The organism is Pengzhenrongella sp., assembly GCF_036565025.1.
GTDB lineage: Bacteria > Actinomycetota > Actinomycetes > Actinomycetales > Cellulomonadaceae > Pengzhenrongella.
In genome coordinates, this window is the sequence record NZ_DATCNW010000082.1 from 1 (window position 1) to 13,476 (window position 13,476).

13 protein-coding genes are annotated in these 13,476 nt (G+C 70.1%); 7 read left to right on the forward strand and 6 right to left on the reverse strand.

What is annotated here, in order from left to right; translation table 11 throughout:
- Together VIM26_RS04210 and VIM26_RS04215 are read right to left on the reverse strand one after the other, a co-directional pair.
- Positions 1-349, reverse strand: a 349-nt coding sequence (locus tag VIM26_RS04210; protein WP_331949096.1) for a copper resistance CopC family protein, incomplete at its 3' end; no start/stop codon positions are given.
- A 246-nt stretch (positions 350-595) separates the two neighbouring features.
- Positions 596-1,270 (reverse strand): hypothetical protein, encoded by a 675-nt coding sequence (locus VIM26_RS04215; protein WP_331949097.1) that lies wholly within the window; start codon positions 1,268-1,270, stop codon positions 596-598.
- A gap of 82 nt (positions 1,271-1,352) precedes the next feature.
- Here VIM26_RS04215 and VIM26_RS04220 point away from each other — a divergent pair, with 82 nt between their 5' ends.
- On the forward strand, positions 1,353-1,535 hold the full coding sequence (locus tag VIM26_RS04220; RefSeq protein ID WP_331949098.1) for a hypothetical protein: 183 nt from the start codon (positions 1,353-1,355) through the stop codon (positions 1,533-1,535).
- Positions 1,536-1,571: 36 nt separating this feature from the next.
- On the forward strand, positions 1,572-1,721 hold the full coding sequence (locus VIM26_RS04225; RefSeq protein ID WP_331949099.1) for a hypothetical protein: 150 nt from the start codon (positions 1,572-1,574) through the stop codon (positions 1,719-1,721).
- Between the two features lie 6 nt (positions 1,722-1,727).
- Here the strand turns inward: VIM26_RS04225 and VIM26_RS04230 are convergent, their stop codons facing one another.
- The 4 genes from VIM26_RS04230 to VIM26_RS04245 form a co-directional block, all read right to left on the reverse strand.
- Entirely contained in the window at positions 1,728-2,831 is a 1,104-nt protein-coding gene (locus tag VIM26_RS04230; RefSeq protein WP_331949100.1) for an ABC transporter ATP-binding protein, read from the reverse strand.
- Entirely contained in the window at positions 2,828-4,384 is a 1,557-nt protein-coding gene (locus VIM26_RS04235; RefSeq protein ID WP_331949101.1) for an iron ABC transporter permease, read from the reverse strand. Before VIM26_RS04235 ends, VIM26_RS04230 begins: the two co-directional genes overlap by 4 nt.
- Complete coding sequence (locus VIM26_RS04240; protein ID WP_331949150.1) at positions 4,385-5,377, reverse strand: iron ABC transporter substrate-binding protein; 993 nt, start codon at positions 5,375-5,377, stop codon at positions 4,385-4,387.
- A 145-nt stretch (positions 5,378-5,522) separates the two neighbouring features.
- Entirely contained in the window at positions 5,523-6,686 is a 1,164-nt protein-coding gene (locus VIM26_RS04245) for an ROK family transcriptional regulator (protein WP_331949102.1), read from the reverse strand.
- A gap of 205 nt (positions 6,687-6,891) precedes the next feature.
- On the opposite strand from VIM26_RS04245, the gene VIM26_RS04250 reads away from it, so the two are divergent.
- The 5 genes from VIM26_RS04250 (at position 6,892) to VIM26_RS04270 (ending at position 13,453) form a co-directional block, all read left to right on the forward strand.
- Positions 6,892-9,057 (forward strand): alpha-galactosidase, encoded by a 2,166-nt coding sequence (locus VIM26_RS04250; RefSeq protein WP_331949103.1) that lies wholly within the window; start codon positions 6,892-6,894, stop codon positions 9,055-9,057.
- A 51-nt stretch (positions 9,058-9,108) separates the two neighbouring features.
- Entirely contained in the window at positions 9,109-10,062 is a 954-nt protein-coding gene (locus VIM26_RS04255; RefSeq protein WP_331949104.1) for a sugar ABC transporter permease, read from the forward strand.
- 11 nt (positions 10,063-10,073) lie between these two features.
- A complete protein-coding gene (locus tag VIM26_RS04260; RefSeq protein ID WP_331949105.1) occupies positions 10,074-11,009 on the forward strand; it encodes a carbohydrate ABC transporter permease in 936 nt (311 codons plus the stop codon).
- Between the two features lie 86 nt (positions 11,010-11,095).
- Complete coding sequence (locus VIM26_RS04265; protein WP_331949106.1) at positions 11,096-12,475, forward strand: sugar ABC transporter substrate-binding protein; 1,380 nt, start codon at positions 11,096-11,098, stop codon at positions 12,473-12,475.
- Between the two features lie 429 nt (positions 12,476-12,904).
- The gene (locus tag VIM26_RS04270) at positions 12,905-13,453 is read left to right on the forward strand and encodes a VanZ family protein (protein WP_331949107.1); all 549 of its coding nucleotides are present in this window, start codon (positions 12,905-12,907) and stop codon (positions 13,451-13,453) included.
- The last annotated feature ends 23 nt before the right edge of the window (positions 13,454-13,476 follow it).

The window sequence follows — 13,476 nt, forward strand, 5'->3', positions numbered from 1 at the left end:
TGGCATGGCCGTCGGCCGAGGTCACCCGCCACTCGACCGTGTACGCGCCGGCCGGGCGGACCGCGGTGAGCGGCTGGCTGACGGTGGCGTTCACCAGGACCGGCGCGCCCTTGCTCACGCTCTTGCCGTCCGGCCCCAGGACCTGGATCTCCGTGCCGAGCGCCATCGCGGGCTCGTCGAACACCAGGTCGACCGACCCGGGGACGACCGCGACCGTCGATCCGTCGGCCGGCGTGACCGACACCAGCGTGTCGTGCGCGGACGCCGGCCCGGCAAGACCCACGAGGAGAACGCCCGCGGCAACCAGTGCGAGAACCGGTGTGCGGCCCCGCATGCGGACCCCGCTCACGACCGGGTCCGAGCGGCGGCGCGGCGCGTCAATGCGACGTCGTCCCACGCGACGACCTCCCCGTCGGAGTAGGTACGGACGGAACTGGTTCGGGTCGGCAGAGCAGTCATGGGGAGGTCCTTCGGTCGGGGCGCGTTCGCGCCCTCCAGCGGAGTCGACTGCGGCAGGCCCCCGCACCGTCGACGCTCCGCGGGCGACCGCGCGCGACCGACCGGTGGGTCGGGCACGTCGCGGGGGTCCATGACGTCAGGCGAAGGCTGCCGCGGGGGCAGGGGTGCGGGGTGGACCACGACGCGGGGACGTGCGCAGGTAGACCGCGCGCCGCGCGCGCACCACGGCGGGCAGCCGAACCAGCCCCCGCCGGACGACGACCCGCACCTCCGGCCGCGCGGGCGCCTGGACCAGCGGCCGCAGCCAGGTCAGCAACCACCACAGGGTCCGCTCCCCCGAGGCGATCACCAGCACGGTCGCCAACGTCGCCAGGACGTGCGCGAGCAGCATCGCGGGCGAGCCGGCGGCGTGCGCCTGCAGGACCTCGCTCGACTGCGGCACCGCCGGACCGCGTTGCATCCCGCCGCACGTCAGCATGGTTCCGGCGGCGTGCCCGAGGTGCGCGAGAGCTGGCGGTGCGGGACCTGCCGCGGCGACCGGTGCGCACCCCATCGGCGCCAGAGCGTCGAAGATCCAGTGCAGCGCGAACTGCCCGCCGCCGAGCACGAGCGCGAGCACCACCGTGGTGAGCCGCCGGCCCGCGAGCGCCGTCGTCAGCGCGAGGAGGACCGCGCCGAGCGCGAGGATCGCGAGGGGCCCCGGGAGCGAGCCGCCGCCCATCCGGTGCGCCCCCGCCGCGAGGCCGAGGACGGCGCCGGCGACGATGCCCGCGCGCGCGAGGCGCAGCGGGCCAGCCGTCGTCGGGGTCACACCCGTGAGCCTAACGTCCTACGTTTGACGTCCCGTGGGACCTCGACGTAGGACCTCGACGTAGGACGTTCAGCCGGGGAAGGTGGCTGCGAGTCTCAACCTCAACCGGGAGAAGGTGGAGGCTAGCGGGGAGAGGATCGTCGTCGCCATCAGTAGCGGCGTGTCCGTCCCGTTCACCGACTGGACGCAGTCCCTGTTGAAGATCGCCGACGAGAATCCGGCGAGCGCCAGCGGGAGCGTCTTCCAGCGGTCGCTGTTGATGTAGATCGCCGGCCCGAGGAACGACGTCGGCTACGCGTCGATGCTCGACGTTCCGCTGACCACCGTGCGCATTCCGCTCGCGGCGATCGCGAAAGCGGTGTTCGGGCGTGCGATGCGAGAGCTGTCGCACGGCGATGATGAGCCGGGAACCCTGGTCCCCGCGCCCGTCATCGCTCGCGACAGCGCCTGACAGGCGTCAGCTCGGCACGCCGGCGAACGAACGTTCCGGCGCACGCGACCCGTAGTGCAGTCCCTCGCCGACCAGCTCGAGCCGAACGGTCCCGCCGAGGGGCGGCGCGCCGTCGCCCAGGATCCTTGCGGAGATGGGCTCGCCGGTGGCGAGCACGGTCAGCCAGACCATCGAGTCGTGCCCGTAGTACTCGATCCGCTCGACGCGCGCGAGCCCGCCGAGCCCGCCGAGCCCGCCGAGATCGCCGAGATCGCCGTCCTGCGGAGCGCAGATGCGAATCTGCTCGGGCCTGACCAGCACCCGCAGCGGCCCGTCCGAGGTGGCGTTCTTCAGCTGGACCTGCCCGACGCTGGTCTCCGCGAGACCGTCCCGCACGTGCGCCGCCAGCACGACGGCGTCCCCGACACACCTCGCGGTCTCGGCATCGACCGGCTGCTCGTACACCGCGGCGGGCGAGCCGGCCTGGATGATCCGGCCCTCGCGCATGATGGCGATCCGGTCCGCCATCGACATCGCCTCACCCTGGTCGTGCGTCACCAGCAGGGCCGAGGCGCCCGAGGCCCGCAGCGCGACCACGACTGCCTCGCGGGTCTCCGCACGCAGGGACGCGTCGAGGGAGGAGAACGGCTCGTCGAGCAGCAGCAGGGACGGGCGCGGTGCGAGCGCGCGGGCCAGGGCCACCCGCTGCTGCTGCCCGCCGGAGAGCTCGCGCGGCGGGCGGTGCCGGACCCGCGGATCGAGCCCGACGAGCTCGAGCAGCTCCTCGACGCGATCCTGCTTGCGCCGCGCCGTCCGAGGCAGGCCGAAGACGATGTTCGCCGACACGTCGAGGTGCGGGAACAGCGCGCCCTCCTGCGGCACGTACCCCACGCGGCGCCGCTGCGGGGAGACGAACACCTCGTCGCCGCACACGGTCCCCTCCCCCAGCGCGATCGTGCCGGAATCGGGGCGATCGAAGCCGGCGACGAGGCGCAGCAGGGTGGTCTTGCCGCAGCCCGAGGCGCCGAGCACGGCCGTCAGCTGGCCGTCCTCGACGCTCAGGTCGACGCCGTCGAGCACCGTCTCGGCTCCGAAGGACTTGCGCAGGTCGCGCACGCTGAGGGCTGTCATCTGCTGGTCTGCTCCCGTGCTGGTCGGGTGAGGAGGTAGGTCGCGGGAAGGGACAACAGCACCATCAGGCACGCGTACGGCGCGGCGGCACCGTAGGACAGGCTGCTGCTGTAGCTCCAGAACTTGGTGGCGAGCGTCTCGGTGCCGATCGGTGCGAGGAGCAGCGTCGAGGTCAGCTCGGTGATCACGGCGAGGAAGACGAGCGCCGCGCCCGCACCGACGCCCGGCGCGATGAGCGGCAGGATGACCCGCGTCACGCGGGACACCGGGCCGGCGCCGAGCGACCCGGCGACCTCGTCCAGAACGGGTGGGACCTGCCGGATCGCCGCCTGGCAGCTGACCATGGCCCGCGGCATGAACAGGATCACGTAGGCCGCCAGCAGGACCGCGGTCGTCTGGTAGAGCGGCTGCGCGAAGCGGATCGTCAGGGTCACCAGCGCCAGCGCGACGACGATTCCCGGCAGCGCGCTGCTGACATAGGTGCTGCGCTCGAGCAGCACGGCGAACCTGCCGCCGTGCCGGACGCTGAACCAGGCCACCGGCAGCGCGAGCGCCGTGGTGAGGACGGCCGCGGCGAGGCCGAGCGCGAACGACTGCCCCAGGGTCGCCGCCAGGATGCCCATCGGGAACGCCGTCGAGGTGCCGACCCACAGCCAGTGGAACAGGCTGACCACCGGCACGCCCACCGCGAGCGCCGCCACGACGGCGACGAAGGACAGGCTGGGCGCGGACCAGCCCCCGAGCGGCACGCGCACCGACGCCCTGGCCGTTCCGTGGCCGATCCTCGCCAGGCGCCCGTGGCCCCGCAGCCGCAGCTCGGCGAGCAGCAGGAACAGGCAGGCCACCACCAGGACGCTCGCGAGGGAGTTCGCGGCCGGGCCGGCGAACGACGAGCGGTACTGGTCGTAGATCGCCGTCGTGAAGGTGGGGAACTGGAGCATCTGCAGCGCGCCGAACTCCGCGAGCAGGTGCAGACCTACCAGCAGGCAGCCGCCGAGCAGGGCGGGCCGCAGCTGCGGCAGGACCACGCGTGCGAACGTCCGCGCGGCGCCGAACCCCAGCGATCGGGAGACCTCTTCCAGCCCTGGGTCCAGCCCGCGCAGGGTCGCGGACACGGGCAGGTAGACGAGCGGGAAGTAGGACGTCGTGACGATGAGCAGCGCCGCGCCGAAGCCGTGCAGGGCAGGAGCCAGCGAGATCCACGCGAAGCTGTTCACGAACGCGGGGATCGCGAGCGGCGCGACCATCAGCACGTGCCAGGCGCGTCGACCACGCAGTGCCGTCCGCTCGATCAGCCACGCCGCGCCGACCCCGAGCAGCGCGCAGGTCGCGATCGCGGCGAGCGTGAGGCGCAGGGTGTTCCAGGCCAGCTCACCGACCCGCGCCCGGAACACCAGGTGCGAGACCTGCGTCCAGCCGGCGTCGACGGTGTACCAGGCCACGTAGAGCAGGGGCAGGACGGCTAGCACCGCGACCACCAGGCAGGCGCCGCGAAGCACCCACAGGCCCGTCGAGGGCCGGTGGGTGCTGCAGGTGCGCACGAGGTCAGACACTCAGAGCAGACCCGCCTGCTGCATGAGCTTGATGACGTGGGGTCCGTTGAGCGAGGTCGGGTCGACCGTCGGGGGCTGCAGGTCCGTCATCGGGGTCAGCACCGGGTTGGCCGGGACGCCGCTCGCGATGGTGTACTCCAGCGCCTTGCTCTTGGCGATGGCCTGCTGGCCGGCCGCGCTGGTGAGGAACTCGACGAACTGCTGTGCCTGCTTGGGGTGCTTGCTCGATTTGAGCACGCCCGCACCGGAGACGCTCAGGAACGCGCCCGGGTCTTGGTTCTTGAAGAAGTTCAGGGCCACGTTCGCGCTGTTGGCGCCGCCCTCGGCCTGATCCTCGTACCAGTAGTAGTGGTAGATGACCCCGCCGTCGATCTCCCCGTCGTTGACGGCCTTCATCACCGTGGCGTTGCCGTCATAGATCTTGGCGTTCGTCTTGAGGCCCGCGAGCCAGTGCGCGGCCACCTTCTCGCCCTTGAGCTGCACGACGGCGCTCACGATGGCCTGGAAGTCGGCGCCGGCGGGCGAGATCCCGATGCGCCCCTTCCACTTCGGATCGGCGAGGTCCATCAGCGAGGCGGGCGCCGCCGAGGCGGGCATCGCCTTCTTGTTGTACGCGAAGACGGTCGACCGGGCCGCGAACCCGACCCACGACTTGTCCGTGGACTCGTACTGCTTCGGGGTCTGCGCGAGGGTCTTCGCGGGGAGGTCGGCGAACAGCCCGGCCTTGGCGACCAGGCTCATGCCCGGGGAGTTCTCGGTCACGAACAGGTCCGCGGGCGAGGCGTCGCCCTCCTGGACCAGCAGGTTCGACAGCTCCGAGTCGTCGCCGCTGCGCATCTTGACCTGGACGCCGGTCTTGGCCTCGAAGGCCGCGACGACGGGCTTCATCATCTCTTCGTGCTGGGCGTTGTACAGCGTGAGGGTGGGCTTCGCGGCGTCGTCGCCGGCGGCGGATCCACCGCATGCCGCGACAGTGAGCACGGCGGCAACCATGGCCACGACGGCCGGTCCTTTGAGCGAGCGCATGAGAGGCAAGCCGTTCTGTTCGCGGTAAGGGCAGGCTCACCTTAGGGCGCGAACGAGGCCAGAACCAACTAACGTGACGAACGGCACGGCCACAGCGCGGGGCGCCAGCGCGTCAGCCGGCGCCCAGCACGTACGTCTGGATGGCGATGACCGCCGCGCCACGGGCCCACTGCGTGAAGCTGCCGGGCAGCACCACGATCGGCATCCGGGAGGCCTGCGGGTCGCGGTCCTCGGCGAGCGCCTCGTCGATCTCGGCCCGGGCGACATCGACCAGGCGCACGCCCTCACCGCCGATGACGACGCGCTCCGGCATCGTGAAGTTCGCAGCCAGCGCGATGAGCCGGCCGAGCGCGCGACCCGAATCGGCCACGATCCGCGTCGCCGCGGGGTCACCGGCGACCGCCAGGTCCAGCACCTCGTCGTAGCCGACCCGCCGTCGCAGCGCGACGGATGCCGCCGCCGCGATGCTCGGCATCGTGAGCATCGCGGTCGAGCAGCCTCGGTGGCCGGCGAAGCACGTCGGCCCGGCCGGGTCGAGCGGGACGTGCCCGATGAGACCCAGCCCGGCGTCGGGGCTCGCGATCTGATGGCCCCGGACCACGAGCCCGTAGCCGACCCCCGCGCCAACCGTGAGCACCGCGAACCGGTCCAGACCGCGCCCCGCGCCGAACCAGTGCTCGGCCTCGGTCAGTGCGATGAGGTCGTTCTCGACGACGGTGGGCAGCCCGGTGAGCTCCTCGACCATCCTTCCGAACGGCACGTCGGCCCACTGGAGAAACGGTGCCGCGGTCACGATCGAGTGGTCGGCAGCAAGCCCGCCGAGGCTGATGCTCACCGCGGTGACGGCCGGCCCGTGCCGGCGCAGGTGCGTGACGAGGTCGGCCACGACCTGCACGACGGCGCGCGGGTCACGATCGGTCAACGGGAGGTGCTCGGAGGCGACCTCTTCGGCGCGCAGCGTCGTCAGGACGCCGTAGGCGGTGTCGGCGGTCAGCTTGATGCCGATGAAGTGGTGCGAGGTCGGCACGACGTCGAGCAGCCGCTCCGGGCGGCCGATGCGGGTGTCGCCGTTGCCGGAACCACCGTTGCGGGGACCGACCTCGACCAGCAGCCCGGCCTCGACGAGTGGACCGGCGAGGCGGGTGAGGCTCGCGGCCGACAGCTCGAGACGGCGGGCGAGCTCCGCGCGCGAGAGGGGTCCGTTGATCAGCACATCGAGCGCAACCGCGTGACTGGCACCGCTCAGCGGGGTCCAGCTCGGTGCCAGCGATGTCACGAGGATCCTCCGATTGCGGTTGCCTGCGATTGTGCCAGCCCCAGACTTTAGTTCTCCAACAGAACTATTGGCAGTGGGACAAATCGTGACCAGAGCGTGATCTTTCGTCACTCGTTCGTGTCTTGACAGCGCCATAGTTCCGTGGCGACACTAAGTCATCACTCGGGACGGCGTCGCCTCTGGTGAAGACAAAGGAGTCAGCTCCATGAAGCAGCCCGACACGATCTTGGGTGGTGTGGTCCACCTGCGAGCAGGCGGCGCAAGCCTCGTGCTCGACACCGCCGGGGTCCGACTTCCGCGGGTCCTGCACTGGGGTGCCGACCTGGGCGAGCTGTCCGACGCCGCGCTGAACTCGCTCCGCACGGCCTCGGTCCCGCAGATCGTGACGAACGCCGTGGACCACGTCGTCCCGCTGAGCCTGCTCCCCGAGCAGTCGGCCGGCTGGCTCGGCACCCCCGGCGTGTCCGGGCACCGCGCGGGCCACGACTTCTCCCCCGCGTTCTTCGTGGAGGACCTCACGCTGGACTCCCCGAAGAACAACATCGCGCACCGGCTCACCGTGAAGGCCACCGACCACGACGCCGGGCTGCGCGTCGACCTCGAGGTGGAGCTGACGGCGTCGGGCCTGGTCCGCACGCGCGCCACGGTGACCAACACCTCCCGGGCCGCCGACTACACGCTCGACGCCGTGCTGCTCGCCCTGCCGATCCCCACCCGCGCGCTGGAGGTCCTCGACTTCACCGGGCGGCACCTGCGCGAGCGCTCGCCGCAGCGCCACGCGCTGACCCTCGGTACCCACCTGCGCGAGAACCGGCGCGGCCGCACCGGGGCGGATGCCACGCTGCTGCTCATCGCCGGCGAGCCCGGGTTCTCCTTCGAGAGCGGCGAGGTCTGGGGCATGCACGTCGCGTGGAGCGGCAACCACCGCACCCTCGCCGAGCGCACCGCGGCCGGCTACGGGTTCCTCGGCGGCGGCGAGCTGCTGCTGCCGGGCGAGGGCACCCTCGCTCCCGGCGAGGCGCACGCCTCCCCGTGGATCTACGCCTCGTGGGGCCGGGGACTGGACGAGATGTCCGCGCGGTTCCACGAGTTCATGCGCGGGCGCAGGCAGCACCCGAGCACGGCCCGTCCGGTCGTGCTCAACACCTGGGAAGCCGTCTACTTCAACCAGGACCTCGCGACCCTCAGTGCCCTGGCCGACTCGGCGGCGCAGGTCGGCGTCGAGCGCTTCGTGGTCGACGACGGCTGGTTCCGCGGCCGCCGCGACGACCACGCCGGGCTCGGCGACTGGTACGTCGACGAGAACGTGTGGCCCGACGGCCTCGGCCCGCTCGTCGAGCACGTCCGCGCCGCCGGGATGCAGTTCGGCCTGTGGGTCGAGCCGGAGATGATCAACGTCAACTCCGACCTCGCGCGCAAACACCCCGACTGGATCCTGTCCACCGGCAACCGGCTGCCGCCCGAGGCACGCCACCAGCAGGTGCTGGACCTCGCCAACCCCGCCGCGTTCGAGTACATCCTCGAACGGCTCGACACCCTGGTCCGCGAGTACGCCATCGACTACCTCAAGTGGGATCACAACCGTGACCTGGTCGAGGCGGGGAGCACGTCCCACGGCCGGGCGGGCGTCCGCGACCAGACGCTGGCCGTCTACCGGCTGATCGACGCGCTGAAGTACCGGCACCCGCGCCTCGAGATCGAGTCGTGCTCCTCGGGCGGCGCGCGCGCCGACCTCGGCATCCTGGAACGCACCGACCGGATCTGGGCCAGCGACTGCATCGACGCCCTCGAGCGCCAGCAGATCCAGCGCTGGACCGGGCTACTCCTGCCGCCCGAGCTCGTCGGAGCGCACATCGGCTCACCGGAGTCGCACTCGACGGGGCGCAGGCACACGCTGGGCTTCCGGGCGGGCACGGCCCTGTTCGGTCACCTCGGCGTCGAGTGGGACCTGCGCACGGCCGACGACGCCGAGCGCGCCGAGCTCGCCCGCTGGATCGAGCTCTACAAGGAGAAGCGCAACCTGCTGCACACCGGGCGGTCTGTGCACGGCGACCACCCCGACGCGGCCCTGCTCGTGCACGGCGTCGTCGCGGCCGACGGCTCGGAGGCCGTGTTCGCCCTGGTCACGATCGCCACCTCGGTCTGGTCACCGCCCGGGCGGGTCCGCCTGCCCGGCCTCGACCCCGACGCCGACTACCGGCTCGCCCCGCTCGAGCCGGCCACCGCTGCCCCCTCCCTCGGCGGGCACGCTCCGCCGCCGTGGTGGGCGGACGGGATCGTCCTGCCGGGACGGGTCCTGTCCGATGTGGGGGTGCAGGCCCCGGACCTGCTCCCTGAACGACTTGTCCTGCTGGCAGCCACGCGGCTCTGAGTCGCACCACCGACGTTTGATCCCCACCGCAACGAGGCGCGAAGAGGAACCATGACAACCACACCAACAACACCGCTCGATGTGCGGGGTCCGACCCGCGCGGCGCCGGAACGCGGACGTCGTCCGAAGCGCCGGCGTGAGCGCAACGACCTGAAGGTCGCGCTGCTGTTCGTCGGTCCGGCGACGCTCGGCTTCCTGATCTTCTATGTCTGGCCCGCGCTCCGCGGGGTGTACTACAGCTTCACCGACTTCAGCGTGCTGTCGCCGCCGACGTGGGTGGGCACGGCGAACTACCAGAAGCTGATCGGCGACAACCTGGTCTGGAACGCGTTCAAGGTGACGCTGGAGTACGTGGTGCTGAACATCGGCGCCCAGACGATCCTCGCGCTGACCATCGCGGTCCTGATGCACCGCTTCACGAAGTCCATGGCGGTGCGCGGGGCGCTGCTCATGCCGTACCTCATCGCGAACGTGGTCGTCGCGCTGAGCTGGTACTGGATGCTCGACTACCAGGTCGGCATCGTGAACCAGATCATGGAGTGGGTCGGCATCGACAAGGTCGCGTTCTTCGGCGACTCCTTCTGGGCGATCCCCACCATCGCGTTCGTCAACGTCTGGCGGCACGTCGGGTACACCGCGCTGCTCATCTTCGCCGGGCTGCAGACCATCCCGACCGGCCTGTACGAGGCGGCCGCCCTGGACGGCTCGAGCGAGGTGCGCACGTTCTTCAAGATCACCATCCCGCTGCTGCGCCCCGTGCTCGCGATGGTCCTGGTGATCACCGTGACCGGCTCGTTCCAGCTCTTCGACACCGTCGCGGTGACCACCCAGGGCGGACCGGTCAACGCGACCCGGGTCATCTACTACTACATCTACGACCTCGCGTTCACCCGATTCGACTTCGGGTACGCCTCGGCCATCTCGGTGGTCCTCTTCGTCATCCTCGCCTCCGTAGCCTTCGCGCAGATCAAGCTGCTGCGCGCCGGCGAGTCGGACCTGTCATGAAGGACAACGACATGCCCGTCTCCACCGCCACCCGGGCCGTCCTGGACCGGCCCCCGCTGAACACCAAGAAGCGCAAGCTCCCGATCGGGCGCGCCCTCGCCTGGGTCTTCATGGGCCTGTCGGTCCTGCTCACGCTGTTCCCGTTCTACTGGATGCTGCGCACCGCGTTCTCCAACACCCGCTCGCTGGCCGCGAACTCCTCCTCGTTGCTGCCGGCGGACTTCACCCTCGGCGCGTTCCAGCGGGTGCTGGGCCTGTCGACCCAGGCCGAGGCCATCGCCCAGGGCGGCTCCGGAGCCAGCGTCAACTTCTGGCTCTACCTCAAGAACTCCCTCATCGTGGCGACCTCCACCACGATCGGGCAGGTCTTCTTCTGCGCGCTCGCCGCGTACGCCTTCGCCCGGCTCGAATGGCCGGGGCGGGACAAGCTGTTCTTCGCCTTCATCACGGCGCTGATGGTCCCGCCGATCTTCACCATGCTGCCGAACTTCATCCTCATCAAGGACCTCGGGCTGCTCGACACCTACCTCGGGATCGTGCTCCCCGGCCTGCTGATGACACCGTTCGCCGTCTTCTTCCTGCGGCAGTTCTTCCTCGGCATCCCCAAGGAGATCGAGGAGGCCGCCATGATCGACGGCGCCGGGAAGTTCCGGGTGTTCTTCACCATCATCGTCCCGATGTCCTCCGCACCCATCGCGACCCTGTCCCTGCTGACCTACATCGCGTCCTGGAACGACTACTTCTGGCCGCTCCTCGTCGGCAAGGCCGAGTCCGTCCGCGTGCTCACCGTCGCACTCGGCGTCTTCAAGTCCCAGACCCCCCAGGGCAGTCCCGACTGGGCGGGCCTCATGGCAGCGACCCTCATCGCGGCCCTGCCCATCCTTGTCCTCTACGCCCTCATCGGAAAACGGATCATCAACTCGATCGGTTTCACCGGCATCAAGTAGCACGACGCCGGCTCGTCACCCCGGCGGCCGGAACACAGCCCCACCCCTCGAAAAATCCCTTGCCGTACCTATGAAAGGAACTCCCCATGCGTCGCAACGTCCGGGCGCTCGCCGCGCTCGCCGTCGTCCCAATCCTGCTCGTAGCCGGTTGTAGCTCCGGCTCTGGCTCCAGCTCCACCAACGCCGGCGCCGGCTCCGGCACTCCCAAGTCGGGCACCCAGATCAACTATTGGCTCTGGGACACCAACCAGCTCGGCGCGTATCAGAAGTGCGCCGACGGGTTCGAGAAGGACTCCGGCGTCAAGGTCAAGATCTCGCAGTTCGGCTGGGACGACTACTGGGGCTCGCTGACGAACGACTTCGTCGCCGGCACCGCGCCCGACGTCTTCACCGACCACCTCTCGCAGTACCCGACGTTCGCCGATCAGAAGCAGATCATGGACATCGCCCCCCTGGTCAAGAAGGACAAGCTCGACCTGGGCATCTACCAGGACGGCCTGGCCGACCTGTGGGTCACCGAGGACGGCAAGCGCTACGGCCTCCCCAAGGACTGGGACACCGTCGGCCTGTTCTACAACACCGCCATGGTCAAGGCCGCCGGCCTGACGGCCGACGACATGAAGAACCTCGCGTGGAACACCAAGGACGGTGGCACCTACGAGAAGGCGATCGCCGCCCTCACCGTCGACAAGAACGGCGTGCACGGCAACCAGCCCGGCTTCGACAAGACCAAGGTCAAGACCTACGGCCTCGGCCTGGCGGGCTCGGGCGAGGCGTTCGGACAGACCGAGTGGTCGGAGTACGCCATGGGCAACGGGTTCGAGTACGCGAACAAGAACCCGTGGGGCACGAAGTGGAACTACAACTCCAAGGAGTTCAAGGACACCATGACCTGGTGGCGCAGCCTGATCGCGAAGGGCTACATGCCGTCGCTCAAGATCGCCCAGTCCGGGGTCAGCACTCAGCAGGCCTACGGTTCCGGCGCGAGCGCCATGGTCACCGAGGGTGACTGGAACACGAACGCCTACATGACCCTCAAGGGCATCAAGACCGCGATCGCACCGACCCCGGTCGGCCCGACCGGCAAGCGCGCGAGCGTCTTCAACGGCCTCGCCGACTCGATCTACGTCGGCACCAAGCACCCCAACGAGTCCTGGGCCTGGGTCAAGTACCTCGCCTCGCCCGCCTGCCAGGACGTCATCGCCAGCCAGGCCGTCGTCTTCCCCGCGATCAAGACGTCCCTCGACAAGGCCAAGGCCGCGTTCACGGCCAAGGGCTACGACACCTCGGCCTTCACGGTCCAGGTCGATGACAAGACGACCCACCTCGCGCCGATCGCCAAGCACTGGACCGAGGTGAGCGCCATCATGAAGGCTGCCGGCGAGACGTTCCTCGGCGGCACGGGCAGCACCGACGTCTACGACAAGGCAAACGACCAGATCAACGCGCTCTTCACGAACGGCTGAGCACACTCGGCCGTAACGACGTCGGACGTGAAAACGTCAGACGTGAGTACGTCGGACACGTGACCACCTCGAGCGCCTGAGGAAGTCGGGCACCCGAACCACGTGCCCGCCTGCGAGTCACAACCTGCGGGGCGGTACCGGATCAACCGGTACCGCCCTGCAGCCACGCCCCCACCACGTGTCAGCCGTTGCGCGCGCCAGGGACCGCGCTCGGGCTGACACAACGGGGGCCCTCGGATGTGTCAGCCCCTGCGCGTACCAGGGGCCGCGTAGCGGCTGACGACTCGGGTGATTCCGTGCCGCGAAGCCTTGGCTACGACCGCGCGATCATGACGTTCCGCGCACGACTACGCGCGTTCGATCGACGAACTCGAAGCAGAATGGCGAACTCACCAGTGCGTGAACCAAGCGGCGGGCACACTCACCCAGATGGACTTCCTGCGATACGTACCCCTCGGCCTGCTGGTGCTGATCCTGGCCGGGGCATTCGCCGCAGCGGGGATCACCGCCGTCCCCGCGCTGCGCGTCCGCGACTACGGCCGCGCGGCGCGCGGCGCCCTGCGCACGCTGCTCGTCGGGGCGGTGATCTCCGTCCTCGCGGTCACACTCGTGCCGACGAACCTCTACTCCGGCGTCAACGTCATCCCGTTCCGGGGCATCGCCCGCCAGCTCGCGAACGTCAACGGCCCCGTCGGCGCTTTGAACATCGTCGGGAATGCTGTGATGTTCCTGCCGGTCGGCCTGCTCGCCGCGCTCGCATTGGGTTGGCGAGTCCGGACGGCGACCGCGGCCCTCTTCGCCCTCTCGCTGTCGATCGAGGTGGCCCAGTTGATGCTGGGCCGCGCGGCCGACGTCGACGACGTCATCCTCAACACCGCCGGAGCCGCGGCCGGGGCCGCGCTCGGACGGGCGGTGCTGGTGCGTGTCGCCGCAGGCCGAGTCGCGCCGGCGACCCGCCGAGCGAGGACTTCTCTCTAGTTCTATCCGCCTCTATCGCAATT

What these genes read in the sequence shown, in the direction of transcription:
- VIM26_RS04225 (WP_331949099.1), top strand. Translation starts at nt 1,572, where the DNA reads ATGCTCGACGTTCCGCTGACCACCGTGCGCATTCCGCTCGCGGCGATC.
- VIM26_RS04230 (WP_331949100.1), bottom strand. Translation starts at nt 2,831, where the DNA reads ATGACAGCCCTCAGCGTGCGCGACCTGCGCAAGTCCTTCGGAGCCGAG.
- VIM26_RS04240 (WP_331949150.1), bottom strand. Translation starts at nt 5,377, where the DNA reads ATGGTTGCCGCCGTGCTCACTGTCGCGGCATGCGGTGGATCCGCCGCC.
- VIM26_RS04250 (WP_331949103.1), top strand. Translation starts at nt 6,892, where the DNA reads ATGAAGCAGCCCGACACGATCTTGGGTGGTGTGGTCCACCTGCGAGCA.
- VIM26_RS04255 (WP_331949104.1), top strand. Translation starts at nt 9,109, where the DNA reads ATGACAACCACACCAACAACACCGCTCGATGTGCGGGGTCCGACCCGC.
- VIM26_RS04260 (WP_331949105.1), top strand. Translation starts at nt 10,074, where the DNA reads ATGCCCGTCTCCACCGCCACCCGGGCCGTCCTGGACCGGCCCCCGCTG.
- VIM26_RS04265 (WP_331949106.1), top strand. Translation starts at nt 11,096, where the DNA reads ATGCGTCGCAACGTCCGGGCGCTCGCCGCGCTCGCCGTCGTCCCAATC.
- VIM26_RS04270 (WP_331949107.1), top strand. Translation starts at nt 12,905, where the DNA reads ATGGACTTCCTGCGATACGTACCCCTCGGCCTGCTGGTGCTGATCCTG.